Origin of the sequence: Bradyrhizobium sp. WBOS07, from assembly GCF_024585165.1 — a bacterium.
Lineage (GTDB): Bacteria > Pseudomonadota > Alphaproteobacteria > Rhizobiales > Xanthobacteraceae > Bradyrhizobium > Bradyrhizobium japonicum_B.
The window spans coordinates 675,844-695,604 of the sequence record NZ_CP029008.1 but is presented as its reverse complement, the minus strand read 5'-3'; the positions used below and the strand labels follow the sequence as shown (position 1 = coordinate 695,604).

At 61.0% G+C, this 19,761-nt stretch carries 18 protein-coding genes and 1 pseudogene; 10 read left to right on the top strand and 9 right to left on the bottom strand.

The genetic code is table 11. The features are described 5' to 3' along the window. Positions 1-8: 8 nt before the first annotated feature. The 3 genes from DCM79_RS03345 to DCM79_RS03335 all read right to left on the bottom strand — a co-directional run bounded on the left by DCM79_RS03345 (position 9) and on the right by DCM79_RS03335 (position 4,022). Positions 9-1,997 (bottom strand): tetratricopeptide repeat protein, encoded by a 1,989-nt coding sequence (locus tag DCM79_RS03345; protein ID WP_257178627.1) that lies wholly within the window; start codon positions 1,995-1,997, stop codon positions 9-11. A 64-nt stretch (positions 1,998-2,061) separates the two neighbouring features. Then, entirely contained in the window at positions 2,062-3,201 is a 1,140-nt protein-coding gene (locus DCM79_RS03340; protein WP_257178626.1) for an amidohydrolase/deacetylase family metallohydrolase, read from the bottom strand. A 290-nt stretch (positions 3,202-3,491) separates the two neighbouring features. After that, positions 3,492-4,022 carry a hypothetical protein gene (locus DCM79_RS03335; protein WP_257178625.1) on the bottom strand — a complete coding sequence of 177 codons (531 nt, stop codon included), beginning with the start codon at positions 4,020-4,022 and terminating at the stop codon, positions 3,492-3,494. Here DCM79_RS03335 and DCM79_RS03330 point away from each other — a divergent pair. The 4 genes from DCM79_RS03330 to DCM79_RS03315 all read left to right on the top strand — a co-directional run bounded on the left by DCM79_RS03330 (position 3,985) and on the right by DCM79_RS03315 (position 9,287). Beyond that, positions 3,985-4,515: an Ig-like domain-containing protein gene (locus tag DCM79_RS03330; protein WP_257178624.1), complete on the top strand. Its 531-nt coding sequence runs from the start codon at positions 3,985-3,987 to the stop codon at positions 4,513-4,515. The two genes, DCM79_RS03335 and DCM79_RS03330, sit on opposite strands and share 38 nt — an antisense overlap. Before the next feature lie 326 nt (positions 4,516-4,841). Beyond that, positions 4,842-6,545 (top strand): type I secretion system permease/ATPase, encoded by a 1,704-nt coding sequence (locus tag DCM79_RS03325; RefSeq protein ID WP_257178623.1) that lies wholly within the window; start codon positions 4,842-4,844, stop codon positions 6,543-6,545. Continuing rightward, positions 6,542-7,855 (top strand): HlyD family type I secretion periplasmic adaptor subunit, encoded by a 1,314-nt coding sequence (locus DCM79_RS03320; protein ID WP_257178622.1) that lies wholly within the window; start codon positions 6,542-6,544, stop codon positions 7,853-7,855. Before DCM79_RS03325 ends, DCM79_RS03320 begins: the two co-directional genes overlap by 4 nt. A gap of 817 nt (positions 7,856-8,672) precedes the next feature. After that, positions 8,673-9,287 (top strand): transglutaminase-like cysteine peptidase, encoded by a 615-nt coding sequence (locus DCM79_RS03315; RefSeq protein ID WP_257178621.1) that lies wholly within the window; start codon positions 8,673-8,675, stop codon positions 9,285-9,287. A gap of 46 nt (positions 9,288-9,333) precedes the next feature. Here the strand turns inward: DCM79_RS03315 and DCM79_RS03310 are convergent, their stop codons facing one another. The 3 genes from DCM79_RS03310 to DCM79_RS03300 form a co-directional block, all read right to left on the bottom strand. Beyond that, positions 9,334-10,335, bottom strand: coding sequence for a methionyl-tRNA formyltransferase (locus DCM79_RS03310; protein ID WP_257178620.1), 1,002 nt, complete (start codon positions 10,333-10,335; stop codon positions 9,334-9,336). Between the two features lies 1 nt (position 10,336). Beyond that, positions 10,337-11,299 (bottom strand): hypothetical protein, encoded by a 963-nt coding sequence (locus DCM79_RS03305; protein WP_257178619.1) that lies wholly within the window; start codon positions 11,297-11,299, stop codon positions 10,337-10,339. Between the two features lie 98 nt (positions 11,300-11,397). Further along, positions 11,398-12,276, bottom strand: a complete 879-nt coding sequence (locus tag DCM79_RS03300) for a 2OG-Fe(II) oxygenase (protein ID WP_257178618.1) — start codon at positions 12,274-12,276, stop codon at positions 11,398-11,400. A gap of 273 nt (positions 12,277-12,549) precedes the next feature. Here DCM79_RS03300 and DCM79_RS03295 point away from each other — a divergent pair, with 273 nt between their 5' ends. Then, a complete protein-coding gene (locus tag DCM79_RS03295) occupies positions 12,550-12,771 on the top strand; it encodes a hypothetical protein (protein WP_257178617.1) in 222 nt (73 codons plus the stop codon). A gap of 55 nt (positions 12,772-12,826) precedes the next feature. Here the strand turns inward: DCM79_RS03295 and DCM79_RS03290 are convergent, their stop codons facing one another. After that, entirely contained in the window at positions 12,827-13,171 is a 345-nt protein-coding gene (locus tag DCM79_RS03290; RefSeq protein WP_211417469.1) for an H-NS family nucleoid-associated regulatory protein, read from the bottom strand. Positions 13,172-14,099: 928 nt separating this feature from the next. Between DCM79_RS03290 and DCM79_RS03285 the strand changes: the two genes are divergently transcribed. Next, positions 14,100-14,786, top strand: coding sequence for a response regulator transcription factor (locus tag DCM79_RS03285; protein WP_257178616.1), 687 nt, complete (start codon positions 14,100-14,102; stop codon positions 14,784-14,786). 42 nt (positions 14,787-14,828) lie between these two features. Here the strand turns inward: DCM79_RS03285 and DCM79_RS03280 are convergent, their stop codons facing one another. Continuing rightward, the gene (locus DCM79_RS03280; protein ID WP_257178615.1) at positions 14,829-15,080 is read right to left on the bottom strand and encodes a hypothetical protein; all 252 of its coding nucleotides are present in this window, start codon (positions 15,078-15,080) and stop codon (positions 14,829-14,831) included. A 349-nt stretch (positions 15,081-15,429) separates the two neighbouring features. Here DCM79_RS03280 and DCM79_RS03275 point away from each other — a divergent pair. Both DCM79_RS03275 and DCM79_RS03270 read left to right on the top strand, forming a co-directional pair. After that, a pseudogene (locus DCM79_RS03275) lies at positions 15,430-15,708 on the top strand (hypothetical protein); the annotation flags it as partial. Between the two features lie 380 nt (positions 15,709-16,088). Next, positions 16,089-16,361, top strand: a complete 273-nt coding sequence (locus tag DCM79_RS03270) for a hypothetical protein (RefSeq protein WP_257178614.1) — start codon at positions 16,089-16,091, stop codon at positions 16,359-16,361. Positions 16,362-16,390: 29 nt separating this feature from the next. Here the strand turns inward: DCM79_RS03270 and DCM79_RS03265 are convergent, their stop codons facing one another. Beyond that, a complete protein-coding gene (locus DCM79_RS03265; protein WP_257178613.1) occupies positions 16,391-17,170 on the bottom strand; it encodes a Crp/Fnr family transcriptional regulator in 780 nt (259 codons plus the stop codon). A gap of 603 nt (positions 17,171-17,773) precedes the next feature. Here DCM79_RS03265 and DCM79_RS03260 point away from each other — a divergent pair. After that, positions 17,774-18,142 (top strand): DUF2200 domain-containing protein, encoded by a 369-nt coding sequence (locus DCM79_RS03260; protein WP_257178612.1) that lies wholly within the window; start codon positions 17,774-17,776, stop codon positions 18,140-18,142. A 241-nt stretch (positions 18,143-18,383) separates the two neighbouring features. Next, positions 18,384-19,691, top strand: coding sequence for a sodium:proton antiporter (locus tag DCM79_RS03255; RefSeq protein WP_257178611.1), 1,308 nt, complete (start codon positions 18,384-18,386; stop codon positions 19,689-19,691). Positions 19,692-19,761 lie beyond the last annotated feature (70 nt).

Sequence of the window (19,761 nt, the reverse complement as noted above, 5' to 3'; positions counted from 1 at the left end):
GCCCGTCATCATTTGCTGACAAAGAAGAAATCCTCCCTGCCCGGCAGTGATCCATAAGTGTAGGGCTCTTGCCGTCCCGCGGTCGCTTCCAATACATCGTCGCGGACGAGCCGGAAGACCTTGTTCATTTCCACGCCGGGCGTTGCAATGCGCTGAACCAGCGCTATTGCAAAGGGCGAATTCCGTCCTTCCCCGTCAAGGGCAGTCTGGCCATGCTTTGCCGCGAAAACGACGAGCGAAGCGCCCTTTACCTTGATTTCGCCAAGTCCCCGCCCAACCGCGCGAGTTCCGATCTCGCCGACGTTGCTCGCATCGAGCGTCACGGCTTCGCGCGGTCCCGTTCGCTTGATTGTGTCCGCGAATGGGTTGTTGCGGCAGGCGTCCAGCACGATCAGCTTCAACTTGCGCGCACCGTCGATCGATGCCATCACTTGATCAACGGGCACCGCTTCGAACTGCACGTCTCGGTCAGTCCTCAGCACAACGTCGATGGGAAGCAGATAGTTTCTTCCCGCCATCTCGATGCCGTGGCCCGAATAGTAGACCACGGCCCAATCGGCAGCGTCGGAAGCGCGCGCGAACCCCTGGAGGGCCGCCGTAAGTCGCTCCTTCGTCGTATCCGTCGCCACCATCACTTCGTCGAAACCAATATTTCGAAGGGCGGCGGCAACAGCTTCGGAATCGTTCAGGGGGTTCTTGAGAACTCCGGCTTTTTGATAGGCGGCGTTACCGATGACGAGCGCGACCCGCCGGCCCTGGCGTTCGGGACCGGGCGGCAAACGGGGAGCGGTCAATACTGGCGCAATCAGGGGCGACGTGGTGACCGAAAATGGGGCCACAGGCTTGCCGGTCGTGACGGGTATGACGGGCTGGGCTTCACCCGAATCCAACGCCGCAAGCCTCGCTCTCGCGGTTATTTGCGCTTCGAGATTGGTGTCATATTGCTGCGCGGGAAATCCAAGGGCTTTTTCGAAATCACTCCGGGCCCTCTTCAGATCGCCCATCCGCTCATAGGTTAGCCCGCGACCAGTATAAGCGGTAGCAAAATCGGCCCGCGAACTGATCGCTCTATCAAAATCCTCGAGTGAGCGAGAAAACTCCCCCCGAAATCGGAAAAGGTCTCCGCGCGCGCAAAGTGCGATAACCGGCTCGACCTTGTTTTTCTCGAACAATGCAATCGACCGAGTGAGATCCGTGAGCGCGGACTCCAGATCCCCGCCTTTCAAGTGATACTTGCCGCGATGAGCTAACGGCCCCGCCTGGCCTTCCGGATCAAGTTTGAGTCTCGTATTGATGTCTTCGATGGCGCGGCCGTGTTCTCCCTTGCCACTGAAGGCTACAGCCCGGTTGCCATAAGCCTCTCCGCTCTTCGGATTAAAGGCGATGGCGCTGTTTGCATCGCGAATGGCGCTGTCGAAATCTCCGAGACCGTTAAAGACGCTTGCGCGGTTGTTGAAAGCAACGTCCTTCTTGTCCGCCAGATCGATCGCTCGCTGCAGATCTCTGAACGCCTGATCGAAATTCCTGGTCTGGATGTAGATGAGGCCGCGACGGTTATACAGGTCGGTCTGATTTGGATAGACCGCCATGGCTTCTTCGACGACCGAGAGCGCCTTGTCGTAGTCCAGAAAGCAAAAGAGATAGATCTCGATCTTTCCCAGGAACCCGTGCATTCGAAAGAATTGCCGATCCTCCCCGCTCATCTTCTTGCGTGCGACGAGTGGATCATTGAGAAACAGGCGAATGGATTCGTTTTCGTCAGTCAGGGCTCGCACGCAATCCTGCTTCGCAAGCCAGGCTTTTGAACGGACGTGAAGATGGACGAAGCTGTCCCAGCTCCGCTTTTGCAGAAGGTCTGTACAAGCCTGGATTATTCCATCGGCGTCGTAGCCCTTGTCTCTGCAATTGTCGCGAGATTGCGATGCGGCCCAGCAACTCGGCACGAGCGGCAACGAGGCGATGCAGGCGAGCAGAGTGAATGCCGCAGCCCTTCGCATCAGTCTCGTAGTCGAAGGAACGAAAGAGGCCTGACCGATATCTCTCACTGCCGCCTCACATGCTTCAATTCGGATGCCACCAGCGGCCGCCGATGACGACGCCCTCCGAGACGATCTTGCGGTCGCCAATCAGATGCTCGCCGACCACGTCCTCATAGTCGAACTGGCCTTGCTTCACTGTGATAAGCGTGGCGTCGCCGACGCTGCCGGGCTTGAGGCTGCCGAGCTCGGGGCGGCGCAGCGCCATCGCCGCATTCACCGTCGAGGCCGCGATCACGTCGGACAGCTCCATGCCCATGCACAGGAATTTCGACAGGGTCGTGACCTGGTCGAAGGCCGGGCCGTCGATGCAGAGCTGATGGATGTCGGAGGAGATGGTGTCGGGATAGAAACCATTGGCGAGCATCGCGCGCGCGGTCTTGAAGGCGAACGAGCCCTTGCCGTGGCCGATGTCGAACAGCACGCCGCGCTCGCGCGCCTCCAGCACCGCCTTCTTCACCGTGCCTTGCGCGGTCGCCGGCGTGTTCGGGAACGGGCGGAACGCGTGGGTCAGCACGTCGCCGGGCCGCAGGCGGGCCAGCACCTCCTCATAGCTCGGCGGCGGATGGTCGATATGCGCCATCAGGGGCATGCCGACCTCGTTCGCAACCTCGAGCGCGATGCCGAGCGGCACCGCGCCTGATGTCCCCGAGGAATGCAGTCCGACGCGGACCTTGATGCCGACGATGAGGTCGCGATTGGCATCGGCCACCTTGGCCGCCTCGATCGGGTTCATCAGGCGCAATTCCTCGCTCTCGCCGACCATGATCCGGTGCGAGAAGCCGAAGATGCCGGCATGCGAGACGTGCAGATAGGCGAGGATGCGGACCTGGCTCGGCTCGATCACGTGCTTGCGGAAGCCGGCGAAATTGCCGGGCCCGGCGCTGCCGGTGTCGACCGCGGTGGTGACCCCGGAGAGCCGGCAAAACTCCTCGGCATCGATGCCGAGCGAGGTGCCGCCCCAGTAGACATGGGTGTGCAGATCGATCAGCCCAGGCGTGACGATGAACTGCGAGACGTCGCGTACCTCGGTCGCCGGATCGGCCTTCAGCGCGCTGCCGACCGCCGCCACCTTGCCGCCGGCAAAGGCGACATCGGTCACGGCATCGAGTTTCTGCGAGGGGTCGATCACGCGTCCCCCGCGCAGGATCAGGTCAAAGGGCATCGTCGTCTCCGGATGAGGCAGCGCGGTGCTGCGGCATGGCAGCCCCGCCAGCGAGGAAGGAAGCCATCCGTTTCTAGCAATTTTCGCGCCGAATGGCGCGGCAAACCATAACTCTTGCCTATGAAAAATGGGGATCCGGAAGGCTCGAACTTCCGACATGCGTTCTGGAAAGCCGTTGGCGGAGGGATTATCACCCGCCGTCCAACTCTAGTCATGCCTATGTCGGGGGATTCCCCAAGAGATCCCCCGACACAGCTGTTAAGTATTAGTTTGTGTGGCCGACCCGTCCCCTACGCGAAGTGGAAGTCGTGGCTGTTCAGCTTGTCGAGCTGCGTGTTCTTCAGCGTGAGAGTGTCGCTCCCCGTCGCGATGACGACGTCGTGGCCCGACTGGGCCGCGTGGGAGAGAACGCTAGCAAAACTGTCGAACACGCTTTTGCTGAACTCGATCGTGTCGTGACTAGGTCCGCGGGCAGCGAAGTCCTTGATGACGTCCTGGCCGAAGTTCGACGCAAACTGGAACGTATCCGCTCCCGCTTTGCCAACCATGAAATCGTTGCCGGTGGTGCCAGTCAACGTGTCGCTGCGGCCCGAGCCGATCATCGCCCCGCCCGAGCTGGTTCCGACCACGTGGTCTGTGGTGTCGACCTGCGCCGCGGTAAAGGCGTGGGACTTACCCGACAGGTCGGAGGTCTGGAAGCTCCACTTGCCGTCGGCGTCCGTCGTGGACGAACCGACCGAGGTCGTGCCGTCATACAGCTTGATCTCGCTGTTGGGATCGGCCGTGCCCTTGATCGTTGCCGCGGCAACGATCAAGGGCACGGCCGATCCCAACAGCGAGATCAAGCTGTATGACGGCACGACCTCGGTCGGTTCGTCCACGACGGACGCCGACGGCAAGTGGAGCTTCCAGACCTCCGACCTGTCGGGCAAGTCCCATGCCTTCACCGCGGAGCAGGTCGACACGACAGGCCACGTGGTCGGAACCAGCTCGGGCGCGGCGATGATCGGCTCGTGCCGCAGCGACACGCTGACTGGCACCACCGGCAACGATGTCATGGTTGGCAAAGCGGGGGCAGATACGTTCCAGTTTGCGCCGAACTTCGGCCAGGATGTTATCAAGGACTTCGCTGCCCGCGGACCTAGTCACGACACGATCGAGTTCAGCAAGAGCGTATTCGACAGTTTTGCGAGCGTTCTCTCCCACGCCGCCCAGTCAGGCCACGACGTCGTTATCGCGACGGGGAGCGACACTCTCACATTGAAGAACACGCAGCTCGACAAGCTGAACAGCCACGACTTCCACTTCGCGTAGGGGACGGCTCGCCAGACAAAAACTGGTACTCAACAATTGCCTCGGGAGATCTCGCAGGGGATCCCCCGCATAGGCATGACTAGAGGGCAGGTGTCATGACTGATACTGGACGGCGGGGGGTAATTCCCCCGCCTGCGAATCTTTATCGAATCCCAATTATGCATTTGTCAGGACTATGGTCGGCCGGGCGCCGGCTGGCGAATGAAGCCGAACCGCCGACGTCGCGGCTCGTAGGCTGGGCAAGGCGCGTGGTTGAAGCCCTTCGGCAACGGATATTCGTCGGTCGTTTCCGGCCGACGGAGAACTATGAGGAGCCGCAGTCAGAGATGTCCGCATTCCTGCGGTCTTGCCGCAGGATATTCTGGGCGCTCGCGGCCTTCAGCGGCATGAGCAATCTCCTCATGCTCACCGGCTCGTTCTTCATGCTGCAAGTCTATGATCGCGTGCTGCCCGGGCGCAGCATACCGACTTTGGTCGCCTTGATGGTTCTGGCTACGGTCCTTTACCTGTTTCAGGGTGGGCTCGACTTCGTCAGGAGCAGGATCAGCGCGCGGGTCGGCCGGTATTTTGATGAACGGCTCGGCATTCGCATATTCGATGCGCTTGTTCGCCTGCCTTTGAAGACCAGAGCCGATGGCGACGGCTTGCAGCCGGTGCGGGATCTTGATCAGGTCCGCAGCTTCCTGTCGAGCGGCGGGCCGACGGCGCTCTTCGATCTGCCCTGGATGCCAATCTATCTCGGCGTTTGCTTTCTTTTTCACTTTTGGATCGGCGTCACCGCGTTGACCGGCGCGCTGGTGCTCGTTGGCATCACGATGCTCACGGAGACTCGGACGCGCGGGCCGGCAAGGGCATCCTCGCGTCTCGCAGTTTCGCGAACGGCATTGGCGCTCGAGGGCCGACGTAATGCCGAGGTTCTGCAAGCCATGGGCATGCGGCAGCAGGCGGCGCTGCGGTGGCGGGATGTCAACGCGAAGTATCTCGCAGCCCATGAGCGCGCCAGCGATGTCGCAAACAGCCTCGGAGGCGCCTCCAAGATCTTCCGGGCGATCCTGCAATCGCTGGTTCTCGCCGTTGGCGCAGTCCTTGTCATCAACCAGGAATCGACGGCCGGCATCATCATTGCCGGCTCGATCCTCAGCGCGCGGGCCTTGGCGCCCGTCGAACTGGCCATTGCGAACTGGAAAGGGTTCGTCGCCGCGCGGCAGTCGGGACAACGGCTAGATGCTTTGTTGAAGCTTTTGCCTAGCGAGGAAGAACGGCTGGCACTGCCTCCTCCTGTTGAAGCCCTCACCGTTGAGCATCTCTCTATTGGCGCGCCGAACTCGGAGAGGCCCACCGTCCATGAAGTGTCGTTCGAACTGCGGAGCGGGCAGGCTGTCGGAATCATTGGACCGAGCGGATCCGGAAAATCGACGCTCGTCCGAGCGCTGGTGGGGGTATGGCCGTGCATTCGAGGCCGGATACGGCTGGACAACGCCGCGCTGGAGCACTGGTCTTCTGACGCCCTCGGCAAGCACATTGGTTACCTTCCTCAGGATGTCGAATTGTTCGACGGCAGCATTGCGATGAACATCGCGCGGTTCGATCCGCAGGCGACGGCCGCCGCTGTGCTGGAGGCCGCGCATGCCGCGGGTGCGCACGATCTTATCCTTTCGCTTCCGGATGGGTACGGCACGAAAATCGGCGAGGGGGGATTGGCGCTGTCGGCGGGGCAGCGGCAGCGTATCGGGCTCGCACGTGCCTTCTACGGCAAGCCGTTCCTGGTCGTGCTCGATGAGCCCTCGTCAAATCTCGATGCCGAGGGCGAAGAGGCGCTGACCGAGGCGATCCTAAACGTGCGTCGCCGTGGCGGGATAGTCGTCGTTGTCGCCCATCGTCCAAAGGCGCTTGAAGCCGTAGACCATGTCTTGTGCCTCGGGGAGGGCAGGGTTCAGTCCTTCGGAAAGAGAGAGGAGGTCCTCAGGAAGGTCTTGCGGAATCCCGTGCCGCTCAAGGTGGTGGCGGAAGCTCAAGGAGGCAGCCGATGAGCGGCCAGGTGGCGCCGGCGATGCAATCGATCCAGCGTTACATGATCGTCGGTATGATCATGTTGGGTCTGGTCACTTTCGGGATCGGCGGTTGGGCAACGACAAGCCAATTGTCGGGCGCGGTGATCGCTCAGGGCGTCGTCGTGGTGGATTCGAGCGTCAAGAAAGTTCAGCACGCCACTGGCGGAATCGTGGGTGAGTTGCGCGTGCGCCAGGGCGATCGGGTCAAAGCGGGCGACGTTTTGATCCGCCTCGACCAGACGCAGACGCTCGCAAATGCGACGATCGTCACCAATAGCATCGATGAGCTGCTGGCGCGACAGGCGCGCCTCGAGGCCGAACGCGATGGTGCCGAGCAGGTCGTGTTTCCAAAATTGCTGCTCGACCGGGCCAGGGATAGCAACTCCGAGGCGAGCCGTGCGATCACCGCGGAGCGAAAGCTGTTCGACCTTCGCCGTCAGGCGAGGAGCGGCCAAAAAGCGCAACTGCAGGAGAAAGGCGCGCAGCTGGAAAACGAAATCAAGGGTTATACGGGTCAGACCGAGGCCAAGCAGAAGGAAGTCGAATTCATCCGCCAGGAGCTGGAGGGTGTGCGCAGCCTCTGGCAGAAAAATCTGGTGCCGATCACGCGGCTCAATTCCCTCGAGCGCGACTCCGCCCGCATCGAAGGCGAGCGCAGCCAGCTCGCAGGAATGATCGCTCAGTCGAAGGGCAAGATCTCCGAAATCGGACTCCAGATCATTCAGATCGACCAGGACCTCCGAACGGAGGTCGGCAAGGACCTGATCGAAACGCGCTCGAAACTCTCCGAGCTGGGCGAGCGCAAGACAGCGGCGGTCGACCAGTTGAATCGCGTCGATATCAGGGCGCCGCAATCCGGCCGTGTCCATGAGCTCAGCGTCCATACGGTCGGAGGGGTGATATCTCCTGGCGAGCAAATCATGCTGATCGTCCCCGATGCGGACTCGCTCGCGGTCGAGGTCAAGATCGCACCGAAGGATATCGACCAGGTCTATGTGGGGCAGACTGCGACAATGCGCTTCGCAGCCTTCAACCAGAAGACCACGCCCGAAATCGATGGCGAGGTCAGCATGGTCTCGGCAGACATCACGCAGGATCAGCGTGCCGGCACGAGTTACTACACAGGCCGCGTCCTGCTGAAGCCGGAAGCGCTGGCGGAGCTCGGGGCCGCAAAGTTGCTGCCCGGCATGCCAGTCGAGGTCTTCATCAAGACGGCAGGCCGGACCGCGCTTTCATACCTGCTCAAGCCGCTGCAGGATCAGGCCGGGAGGGCGTTTAAGGAGCGCTGAGTTGGTGCAAGATGGCAGCAGCGCTCGACTGTATGGATCCGGGACCGGCGTGTTTTTCCTGCGCGTCGGTGTTGCGACCAGCCGAAGAAGGCACGGCCGGGCGGTCGCAAGCACCGAGGACGGGCGCGCCGGCCCGACGCGCGCACGTCTGAAGCCGGACCGGCGATGGCGCTCTGGTTTGAAGGAGCCGTAGCAGAATTGTGGCTATCGGCGCGCTGTAGAAAATCCGGTGGAACGAGCGTAATGAGATCGTCCACCTCCCGGTCAACCGCGGTAAATCGCGGAGCTTTCGACGGAGCGACCGCGCTGGATGTCGTTTCTCTCCCCGCGAGACGATGGGGCGCTCGAATGATCGTCCGCTCAGGACGTCCATTCGCCTGGCATGCAGCCTCATTGTGGCTACGAAGCCCAGTAGCAAAGCTTCAGCTCCGAGAATGACGAGTAGTTCGACCGGCATGTGACTGGTCCCGCCCGAGATCGCCCGTTTGATGGTTTGACTCCGGTAATTATTCAAATCAACGATTAAATCGCATTGGTGGCAAACAATTATTGCGCCGCTGTGCGGAGCGAGTCCTGCGCGGCGCGCCGCTTCAACACCATTCACCCGAATATACGGCCCCGATCGAAGCGGTGTCGTTCCCTTTCTCCTCGCGTCAGTTGAAGCGGTGGCACAGTTGCGCGTCGCGCATGAGTGGGAATTTAATATTTATGGCTATTTAAATATAATGGAATATAATGTATTAAATATCGATTATGTGGGTCGGTCGTTTGCGCCGGCTGAACCGACACGGTTTGACGCACGGAGGGGGATCGGCAGATGCATCGAACCTCGGGCCCGGTCATCGCAGCGGCTATAGCAATTGTCATCGGAGGCGTTCAGTGGGCGCGAGCGGCTTTGCTGGTTGCGCCGAGAGTCCCCCAGGCGGATTCTGCGCACATCGAGCTGGGGCGCCCGGCTCTGCCGCCCCTTACTTACACGGTGTTTTGCCTGCGCTATCAGGCCGAATGTCGCCCGCGACGCTCCTTTCGAGGCGGCCCGATCCGGTTGACCGAGAAGCGATGGGCAGACCTGCGGGAGATCAATCGTACCGTCAATCTGGCGATAGAACCGGTCCGCAACGAGCTTGGTCTTTCGGGCGAGGTATGGACTATCCACCCCGCGCGTGGCGATTGCAACGATTACGCGGTGAGCAAGCGCCACGACTTGCTTCGGCGCGGCTGGCCCTCGCGCGTCCTCCTATTAGGCGAAGTCGTCGTCAGTTCCGGTGAACATCATCTGGTGCTTCTCGTGCGTACCAGAAGCGGCGATCTGGTCCTCGACAATCTCACGTCACAGATCAAGCCGTGGTCGCGGACGTCCTATCGTTGGGTTCGCGTGCAGAGCCCGGGCCGTGACGGGCTGTGGGCCACGGTTGGACGGGAAGGGGTATGAGACAGGAGCTAATGCTCTGAGCCTTCCCTGGCCTGAACGGTTGTGCTTACTCGGGAGCGCATTTGAGCTGCTCCAGCGAGGCGAGCCTATCTTCAAGCGCGACGATCCGGTGGAGAAGGTCGAGACGCGACAGCCCGAGGGTCGCTCGCGTCGATCCGATGACGGAAGCGGCAGCACACGGCCGCTCGGAATTGGGAGGAAGGACGCTGAACAGGCGCAGCACGCCGTCGCCAGTCAACACATCCACCCAGCCATCGGTAGGCGACCGCCCGACGATCCGGCCTGGCACGCGGCCGATATAGCAGGGCGCGTCAACCCGAGGTGAAGCGTTGGCAATGATGAGCCGATGGCCGCCAAGATGGGTGAAGGCACCAGGAAATGGCGGCGTTAAGCCGCGGATCAGCCGGTCGATGGTATCGGTAGGTTGCCGCCAGTCTATCTCTCCATCTTCCGGAACACGGGCGCAGCCATAGGAGGCCTGGTCGGTATTTTGAGACGTGCCCTGGTAACCGGTGATCGCTCGTACCACGACCCCGCCGAGTTCACGTTCCTGAATCGCGTTGAGGCGCTCGTAGAGCGCGGTGACCGTGTCATCCGTGCCGATCGGGATAGCCTGCTGAAACAGCAGATTGCCGCCGTCGAGCTCCGGAATGACGAGATGAATGCTGATGCCGGCAGTCGTCTCGCCATTGATGATCGCCCAGTTGACGTTGGCGCGACCGCGATATTGCGGCAAAAGTGAATAGTGGACGTTGACGAAGCGGCACAATGCGAGAATGTGCGGCGGGATGATCCTATCGAACGAAGAAATCACAACGGCCGCCGGGCGCGCGTCCGCGATCACTTTCCGAAGTTGCGCCAGTTCCTGCAGCTCCGCGATCGGGATGTCGCGATTGTTCGCAAATGACCTTAGCGCGCCCGCCTCGGGCTGGTCCGGTTTCCGGAAGATCTGCACTACGCGGCACCGCGCCGCCAATGAGCGAAGCGCCGTGAAGCCGGTCGGTCCGTCCGCGAGGAGTACGACGTCGGGCAGGAGCTGCTCTGTCATGTCACCCCTGCCATGGTACGAGCTGGGCGAATCCATCTCGCGTCAAGGCGCCGCCGCGACGAACCCATTCGGCCGCGCGCAAGCCGCCCGTTTGCAATCGTACGATCGGCTCGGGACCGATCTCGGACAGAAGAATGCCCATGTGGCCCTGTCCGACAGATTGCATGGGCCAGACCGCGAGACCATTGGCTTGCAGTGCCGCTCGATCGATGTCGCCCCAGAACTGCACCACAATCGCGCCGGCAGGGGCGCATGCAGCCAGATGCGCAGCCTCTCCCTGGCCGATGCGCGGCGAGTCCGCGGGCCGCAACGCGACGACGAAGGCGTCCCACGCGCCGGGATGGACCGCCGCAACGCTGTTGAACGCCTCGACGTTTGCGCCCAGGCGTTGAAGCCCGTTCTGCACCGGGGCAAGGAAGTCATTGTCGCAGAGCAGGCCGATTCTGTTGCCGAGGACCGCCAGACCACAGTCGTGCAACTGTTTCACGGCGAGCGGGCCCAGGAACGAGAAGACGTCGACAGCGGGGTGCCGCTCGTTGACGCCGACCACCGGGATCTTGCGCCGTGCGCACGCTTCGATATCGAGGTCCTCATGACGAAATTCCCAAGCCTCGAACATCAAGGCAATCACGGCGTCATCCCGCAGTTGGGCGATCAGCTCGGCTGTAAGAGGACGAAGGTGGCCACTGTTGGTTAAGATGTCGACGCTGTAGAGGACCTCAGGACTTATCGTGCCCAGAATCTCGATGCGATCAGCGACGCCCAGCGGGGCTGCGAGCTCCAAAGTCTCCCGCTTGGCGTCGGACGCGGTCCCATGGCGGCCAGATTTCGTGAACGCGTAGACGTGCTTGGCTCCTGCCATTGCAGCAAGCACCGGGGTCACGGCATACGCGCCGGTCGCGGCTTCGGTCAGCACAGTCATTCCCGACATATCCAGCCCGGTGTCCGCGAGGGCGAGCTTCATCAGCGTTCGCAGTCGAACGGGCGAGAAGCCCGGCCTGCGAAGAACCCTCGTTTCCGCATCGCCATCTCGCAATTGCACGGTCGTCGTTCGGTTCCCGGTCATTGATCGATCCTGCTGTTGCCGCTGAAAGAGGCCAGCTTTGGTTCTTTCGACCGGCGCACTCCGGATATCCGATCGCGCGCTGACCGGAGCACGTTGTAGAGTGGGTCGGGTATGAGCGTACGAAGGTGATCCTGCCAACACATTCGCTCGATCGCTTGATCCTCGCCTGGTCGCGCGGCCCAATACCGGACGCGGCGTTCGCCCGACGCGGCGACGCGGCGCGTCGTCGTGTAGTAATAGGATGCGACTGAAAGGCGCATTCGATCAGGCGGGCAGGTGACCGGATCCGGAAGGCCGTGGAGGGTGGCGCCGTGCGTCTCCCAGAGGATCATGGTGTTGAACCGCGGGAAGATGCGGCATCCAAGCGCGGACATATCCGCAGGCCACAATTCGAGGCTGCCGCCGTAAGCTTCGGGCCAATCCCGATTGAGATAGACGAGCAAATTGACTCGGTGGAATAGCCCGGTCGTCGGGTGAACTTCGAAATCGCGGTGAATCTTCGTGAAGCCCCCTGGAGGCGTTCGATGTATTCCCGCAAATTTGTGTGTCGGATCGCAAAGAAGATCGCGAACGCCCGTGACCGCCGAAATGAATTCTCGGAAGCGGGCACTGTCCACCAGGTTCAGCAGATGCTGGGTGGCCGTCCCCAATCCATCCGATATCTCCTGCTTCACCAGGCAATCAGTGTTCGTGGTAATCAGACGCGCCTCTTGGAGGGCGGTGCATTCGGCCGCGGCCATGTCCAACAGCCGCTCGGGAAAGGCGTCGTTGACGACGATGTGGGGCCAAGGTTTGGCGGCTACATATTCGTCGCGCAGAGAGTCGACGCGGGCAAAGAGGCCGCTCAGCGAGTGAAGCTGGAAATCAGCATGCAATTCCGCAGACTCCGACTGTGCCTGGGGACGCCATCCCCGGGCTGTCGACTCCTCTCAGATTAAATACAATATTAAATCCTCAAAAATTAAATGTCAAAAGTAAATACATCGGAATCTGAGTTCGGGCGCAATAGGGTGTCATCGAAGTTGCGTTGGATCCCGGCGCAAATATGATCCGCCGAAATTAAATCATCAAAGCTATCATATTTAATTTGCCCGCTGGTGAGCCGCGGTCTATCTTGAATGGGGCTGGGATTGGAGTAGGACGAGCTCATGACTCATCTCGATGCAGAAGGCGACGATCGTCGTGAATTCCTGAAGAGCTGCGGCAAGTTTGCCGCCGTGACCCCTCCCGCCGTGACGCTGTTGCTTTCCACCTCGCTGACCTCGGCTGCGATAGCCAGTTCAGGCGGTCGCATTGTGCGGGGCAACAATGGCTTCGGCAATGGCGGCGGTGACGGCAGCCCCAACGGGAAAGAAGATCACAACCGGTAATTCTGCGGTGCAATAGGCAGCCGCGGCTGCGTAGGCTGCCGCAGCGGGGCCGGGCTCAACCGGTCCGGCGGCGCCTTTGTGCGGACGAGCGATCGATCAGGAGATCATGCAGCTTCTTACCGGCTCGAAGCTGAGCCTTCAGCCATCGGGGCTGCTTACCGCGACCCGACCATGTTTCCGAGGGATTCTTCGGGTTCTGGTATTTCGGCAGCACTGGGGGGTAGGGGCGGCGAGAACGTTCCTCGTTCTGGGCCGCAGCGGCCGTCCCCTCAATCCTGCGAAGCCGTTCTTCGAGTTTGGCTTTCTCCGCGGTCATCCTGCGGCCAAGAACAGTCGTGACCTCATCGTAAAGTCGCCACAACTCGGCTGTGGTCATGGACGCCCAGTCGTCGTTCTCCATGGAAGCCGTCCCCCAATACCCCCGAACCGAAACAGAGGGGGATTATCAGGTCCAGCGGGGGTCCGGCAAGCGCGATCCACTTGCGCGCGCCCGTGCCGATTTCAAGGTGGCGGTGGGAGTTACCGGCCGGGCCCGTGCCTTCGAATGCGCAATCGCCTTCCAAGCGCCCGCCTCTGGGATCGCCGCCTGGGCGCGAGCAACCGCTGCTCGGCCATCGAGACGCGACTACGTAGGTTCTGCAATTCAGTGAATTGAATGATCAGGGCTTGATGAGTTTGACGCAAAACGGCCGAAGAATACATGTGAACACCTACTCATTGTCGACGATGCCCCTGCGACCCGCCCATTGAAGGTGCTGAATTGAGGAAATGCAGCTCCAACGTGGGGTGAGCAGCTTTCATCAGTGCTGGGGCGAGCCGCGAAAAGACGCAGTAGCATTTTCGCAATTACTTGCCCGGCTCTGTTTTGATGAATAGTATTACTTTTCTCCCTTTCAGAGGCGAGGCCTTCGAAGGCCTCGCTTTCGCTAAAACTTCGTCGAATGTTAGATTTGAATCGTGAAGGCCCCAATATATCATTCGTAATAACGACGCCAACGAAGTTAATTGGGTGTTGACCATAATGCCAGGCAACCAACCGGCGCGCCGACGACATTTCTGAGAGAATTTCCCGGTCCATTCTGCCCTAAGTTGTCGAGGACGCGGTCCTTACGTTCGAGATTTAAGGGCCGAAGTTTTGCGGAAAGCACCGCATTCTTACGGTGCTGCGCGCATTCGCTGCGCAAGTTACGGTGGCGCGCCATAGATGTTGCCGGGCAGGCCAAGACTTGACGGCGCGGCGTTACGGTCGAGCGGACTGGCTATCCTCGCGAACAGAGTGTTGGAATAAACGGCTGCACGGGGGGTTATCAGCAATAGGCAGGGGCAACATGCGCCGCATCAGAATTGTCATTGCGGATCGACATCCGATCGTCTTGCAAGGCATCAAGAGCGTTCTTGCGATGCACCGTGATTTCACGGTCGTCGCGTCTTGCAGCGATGGTGCGAGCTGCATCGAGGCCATCCGATCTCTTGTGCCGGACATCGCGCTTGTCGACGCTGCGCTGCCCGACGTCAGTCCGCAGCAGATCCTCGCTCCCGCGAGCGCTGTGCGCCCGGGCCTGCCGATCATCTTCTTCGCCGTTACCACGGGCGACCGTGACTTACAAAGGCTTGCCCTGGACGGCGCCTGCATCGTCCTTCCGAAAGACGCGGATCCGGAGATGCTGGTCGCGACCCTGCGGGAGGCTATGCAGGACCAAGCAGCGGTCTCGCCGAGCGCCGAGCAGGCCAGCGAGGAGCGCCGCGCCGGTGATCAGGCCCTGACGCTACTCACGGGCCGGGAGCGTCAGATCGTGCGGCTCGTGTCGGAGGGTCTATCGAATAAAGCAATTGGGCGTCGGCTGAATCTTGTCGACGGGACGATCAAGGTCCACCTCCATCACATTTTCCAGAAGCTGGATGTGAGCAACCGTACACTGCTCGCTGCATTGGCGATTTCGCGGAGCGAGCCGCACGCAGCGTCAGGTGAGCTCAATCCTCGTGCTCTGTTGCAGCAGGATCCGGTCGAGGACTAACGGGGGTGCCTTGCGGTCCGGAGCGTGAGCAAAGCGGCGGGCTTATCGCGGTGCCAGATGCCCAATTGCGGTGCGGCAGGCCCCTTCGGCCTCGGCTAGCGTTCGAAACGGCGAGCCGCCAATCTTGATTGCAGCTTGGTTCTTGTAGAGCGGGCGCCAGCTTGCCAAGTAGCCGGTGCGGCCGTGAAAGCCGGGACCTCCGGGGCTTCCGAAACTGATGACGAACGAGAAGCCGTCGCTGCTCGCGCTCCAGATTTCCATGTCGCCCAGGGACCGATGGAATTGCAGTGGCATCGCAATGATCCAACATAGTCAAATATCGCATCTGTATTGAATCGCATTAAATTGATAATAGCAATATTAAATTGCGAGAGCAGTTCGAAATGGCGCGGGAGCGACAGGGGGCGTCGGAAAGTGGAAGCGGCGAGCCCGAAAATTGCCGACGATCGTACGACTGCGCACGTTCGGCGGCGCCATTCGGGGTAAGAAATTCCTGGTTGAAAAGTTATTTAATATATAATAGCCTTGATTGAAATATTTAAATCGAGGAGTGCGTATCGTGACCCGGAACGGCACCGAAGACGACGACCGGCGGGCGTTTTTGAAAACCTGCGGAAGATTTGCGGCCGTGACACCCCCAGTAATGACCCTTCTTCTATCCACATCTCTGACCTCCAGAGCCATTGCAAGTTCGGGCGGACTGCGTGGAGTGACACAGAACGACCGGGGGCCGTCGGTCTTCGATAATGATCGGCCGTCCGCGGCGGGGTCGGGGAGTTCCAGCGGCGGGTCATCGGGAGGTGGCGGAGCGTCGGGCGGTCCCTCTACTGGATCGTCTCGCGCCGGAGGGACATCTCGCAAGGATGGCGCATCCGGTGGCGGCGGCGGATCCGGTGGCGGCGGATCCGGTGGTGGAGGCAAAGGGCCTTTCGCAACCGGCGGCGGTTCCGGAATTCCAACCGCTGATGGCGGGGTCGATTGCGCCGACGAAGAGAACGAGGAAAGGCGCAAGGCGGACTGCCCCGGAGCTAGTACTCGGATTTCCATCGTAACCGAAACGGGCCGGTAGGAGCGTTGTCAACGGTACGCACCTCCGTGGGCGGCTGGACGGCGAGGCAATGCTGGGCCCTTGGCGCCGGCGCGCCGGACGCAAGCATACTGACAGCGAAGCGGCCTCTCGATGCACCGCCGCAGCCTCACGAGCGCAATATGACAAATGTTAGTGCAGTTTTCCGAGGATTGCATATTTTTCCCGACTCTCGAAAGTAGGCGAGTTCTAAGAGCTCGATCAGGAGGCGCGTCATGAATAGCCCCGTTCAAGCCGGCGATCCCCGGGCTCTGCTTCGACAGCGTCTCGAAGCGCTTGTCACCGAACTCGCGGAGCTTGAGGAGCTCAGAGAATGGGTGAGTCGAGAGGAGAATCGCCAGCGCGAGCTGCGGAAGGTGGGCAGGTTGCGTATTCCAGCCCGGACCGCGAGCGGTCGTCGTAGCTTCGCAGAGGCAAAGCTCGTGCCCGCGCTGCTTGGTCGCAATAAGGCCGGTTATTGTAACGAGCGCCGCAAGGCGAATGAATGAGGGGCTTGATGCCTATAGGCAAACGGGCTCTATGAGCTTGTGCCGGCTCTTCGGCTGCCAGGCAAGTGGACGGCACCCCGCGTCCCATGAACCGGTCCAATCGCGCCCCGTGAAACTATTCGATCAATTTCGCAGCTCATGACTTTGTAGCACTCGCATGCCAACGCTTCGAGCCGTGGCCGATCAATCTCGAGCTGGCCGCGCCGATTGGATTTCAGTGCTTGCGATGCGCGCATTGTGCTCACGACATGTGTGACTGTGGTGCGGCGGACGCCCAGCAATTCCGACAAGGTTTCCTGGGTCAGCGGGAGCAGTTCGCCGCCATTCGCTCGATCGTTAATGTGAAGCAGCCAGCGCGCCAGGCGGGCTTCGACGGAATGCAGTGCATTGCATGCCGCTACGTGCTGGAGTTGCGTCAGCAACGACATCGTGAAGACCTGCACCATGGATGCGATTGCAGGGCTGCGATGTTGCGCTGCCAGAAATTGTGCGCGAGAGATCTGCAGCGCGGTCCCTGGTATGCGAACGACCGCCGTCGCAGGTGAGGCGGACGCGCCTAACGATGCCGTCAAACCCACAGCCCCCTCGTGCCCGATGATCGCCGTGGCGACGGTCTGCCCGTTCGGCAACCCCGTGATAGCGGCGATCGCGCCGGTGAGCGGAAAAAAGAGATGTTCGATCCGATCGCCCGATCGGACGAGCACGGAATCGCGTTGGATCACGACACTACGCAGATGAGGCGCAAGCAAAGCAAAATCTGTTGGCGGCAGCAGTGCTAACAAGAGATTGTTGACTGCGTGTTCCATCATGGGATTGTCTCCCGACGGATGCTCGGCACTAACTCACGCCGGCGTATGGGCTGCTCTGCAGGGCCAGCCTAACCGCAATCCAACCGACCACCACAGATATGGTTCCCTGATCTATGGCTCGCGTGCCAGCTCGAGAATCGTACGCTCCGGTGAAGATGCTGTGCCTATCGTGCCATCGCGGCTGCGCTCGTGACTTGCAGCGATCGATCCTACGGGCCCGATCTGGCGCGCAGCATGTTCGCTGGGCGGGCGGCAAGCTCGCGCAACTGCAAATGCTGCTGCCTTATAGAGGAACGGCCAGGGCGTCGTCCGCGTTGCGTTGTTGCTTGTCGGCCCGCCACATCGACGGTATTGCAAAGCAGGGCACTGACAGGGACCAGCGCGCGCCTGCTCAAGTTGGCTCAGTCAATCGACGTCGATCCTTGCTGAAACCATCGACGCTCCAAAGCGAGCAAATTTGTCTGTGGATTCAGGAGCTCTGGTCTTTTACAGACCGGTTAGCGGCATTTGGCCGCCAACGCCGCCGACTTGTCGTTACCAGTCAGCGTCTTACGGTCGCTTTGAACAATCGAGTGGGAGTAGGGGCAAACACTTCGAGGACGGATGGCGCACAAGATCTACACAATGAGTTTTGCGAGCGTCTATCCGCACTATGTTGCGAAGGCGGAGAAGAAGGGCCGCACGAAGGCGGAGGTCGACGCGATCATCTGCTGGCTGACCGGACACACGCAGAAAACACTGGACAAGGAACTCGCGAAGAAAACCTCCTTTGAAGATTTCTTCGCTCACGCCCCTCGGATGAATGCCTCGCGTTCGCTCATCACGGGCATGATCTGCGGCGTCCGCGTCGAGACCATCGAAGAACCGCTCATGCGGGAAATCCGCTATCTCGACAAGCTGATCGATGAACTCGCCAAGGGCAAGGCGATGAAAACCATCCTGCGTGGCGAAGTGCCTGGCGGGTCGAACTGAGTGGTTGATCAAGGATTGTCCGCACGCTGGAGCCGTCCGTATGGGCGGTTTTGGCCCCTGTAGAGCCGGCCAGCCGGATGAGAGTCGAGATCGTCGTGTCGATCCGGAAGATATGACAGTGCTTCGCCGGGCAGTTGGCTCGACCATGGTCATTCATGGATTGCCGAATTAATAGTGTCGACAGCCCGCAGAATCATCGTCCGCGTGTGAACCGTTCTCAGCTTTGCGGCGTTGAAGCACGGTGCAGGACTCCTCCTTTGCCCCAGAACCATACATCCTGATCCTGACGGGAGCGGGTCTGCTGATCGCGCTCGTCGCGTGGCTGCCGCTCGCCCTGAAGCGGCTGCCGCTGTCTCTGCCGATCGTCTGCATTGGGATCGGTGCTGCGATCTTTTCGCTGCCGGCGGTCACGCTGCGGCCATTGCCGCTCGATTATCCCGAGATCACCGAGCGTTTCACCGAGTTCGTCGTGATCATCGCACTGATGGGGGCCGGCTTGAAGCTCGATCGCCCGTTCAGTTGGCGCAAGTGGAGCGTCACCTGGCGGCTGCTGGCGATCACGATGCCCATCGGAATCCTGGCAATCACGGCCTTGGGCGGGTGGATGCTGGGCCTGTCCTGGATCGCGGCGCTGCTGTTGGCGGCAAGCCTGGCGCCGACCGATCCGGTGCTGGCGTCCGACGTTCAGGTCGGGCCTCCGAAGACCGGCGAAGAGGATGAGGTTCGCTTCGGCCTCACGTCCGAGGCCGGTTTGAACGACGGCTTCGCCTTTCCGTTCGTGCATCTTGCGATCGCCCTCGGCCTGGCGGCGACGACGGGGGAGCCATGGGCGGGGAAGTGGCTGCTCCACAACGTGCTGTGGGAGATTGGCGCCGGCCTGATCGGTGGCTGGCTCATCGGCCGGCTGTTCGGCTGGCTCACGTTCCACGTCCCCGCCGACACGAAGCTGGCGAAGACGGGAGACGGTCTCATCGCGATCGCCGCCACATTCGTTTCTTACGGTGTCACCGAGCTGATCCATTGCTACGGTTTCCTCGCCGTCTTCGTCACCGCGCTGACGCTACGGCGATCGCACCGCGATCACGAATTCAACCGGCAAATGCACGACATCACCGAGCAGGTGGAGCGCCTGGCCATGATGGTCCTGCTGCTGTTGTTCGGGGGAGCGCTGGTCAGCGGTTTGCTCCGCCCGCTTCATTTGGTGGACGTGGCGGCCGCGTTGGCGATCCTGCTCATCATCCGGCCGATCGGCGGGCTGATCGCGCTGGCTGGATTCAAGGCTCGCTTCTCGGAGAAGATGACGCTGGCCTTCTTCGGAATCCGAGGTGTGGGCTCGTTCTACTATCTGGCCTATGGGCTCAACCATATGGAGCTGACGGTCGGCGAGCGGCTGTGGGCGATCGTTGGCCTCGTCGCGCTGTTCTCGATTCTGCTTCACGGGCTGACGGTCACGCCAGTCATGCGACTGCTCGACAGGAGCCAGGGACGCGATCCAGACGCCGACGCGGAAGCTCCGCCGCCCAGCGAGAAGAGACCGGCGTCGGCGTAGGATGAGGGGAGCAGCATTCGGTTGTCTATCGCGGCATCTGACGCGATAGATGCGATCAGGCCGAGCCGCG

Coding starts and splice junctions, on each gene's coding strand:
- DCM79_RS03305 (WP_257178619.1), bottom strand. CDS start 11,299: ATGAAGCTCGCCCTCGCGGACACCGGGCTGGATATGTCGGGAATGACT.
- DCM79_RS03310 (WP_257178620.1), bottom strand. CDS start 10,335: ATGACAGAGCAGCTCCTGCCCGACGTCGTACTCCTCGCGGACGGACCG.
- DCM79_RS03285 (WP_257178616.1), top strand. CDS start 14,100: ATGCGCCGCATCAGAATTGTCATTGCGGATCGACATCCGATCGTCTTG.
- DCM79_RS03320 (WP_257178622.1), top strand. CDS start 6,542: ATGAGCGGCCAGGTGGCGCCGGCGATGCAATCGATCCAGCGTTACATG.
- DCM79_RS03340 (WP_257178626.1), bottom strand. CDS start 3,201: ATGCCCTTTGACCTGATCCTGCGCGGGGGACGCGTGATCGACCCCTCG.
- DCM79_RS03315 (WP_257178621.1), top strand. CDS start 8,673: ATGCATCGAACCTCGGGCCCGGTCATCGCAGCGGCTATAGCAATTGTC.
- DCM79_RS03345 (WP_257178627.1), bottom strand. CDS start 1,997: ATGCGAAGGGCTGCGGCATTCACTCTGCTCGCCTGCATCGCCTCGTTG.
- DCM79_RS03325 (WP_257178623.1), top strand. CDS start 4,842: ATGTCCGCATTCCTGCGGTCTTGCCGCAGGATATTCTGGGCGCTCGCG.
- DCM79_RS03260 (WP_257178612.1), top strand. CDS start 17,774: ATGGCGCACAAGATCTACACAATGAGTTTTGCGAGCGTCTATCCGCAC.
- DCM79_RS03270 (WP_257178614.1), top strand. CDS start 16,089: ATGAATAGCCCCGTTCAAGCCGGCGATCCCCGGGCTCTGCTTCGACAG.
- DCM79_RS03280 (WP_257178615.1), bottom strand. CDS start 15,080: ATGCCACTGCAATTCCATCGGTCCCTGGGCGACATGGAAATCTGGAGC.
- DCM79_RS03295 (WP_257178617.1), top strand. CDS start 12,550: ATGACTCATCTCGATGCAGAAGGCGACGATCGTCGTGAATTCCTGAAG.
- DCM79_RS03290 (WP_211417469.1), bottom strand. CDS start 13,171: ATGGAGAACGACGACTGGGCGTCCATGACCACAGCCGAGTTGTGGCGA.
- DCM79_RS03265 (WP_257178613.1), bottom strand. CDS start 17,170: ATGATGGAACACGCAGTCAACAATCTCTTGTTAGCACTGCTGCCGCCA.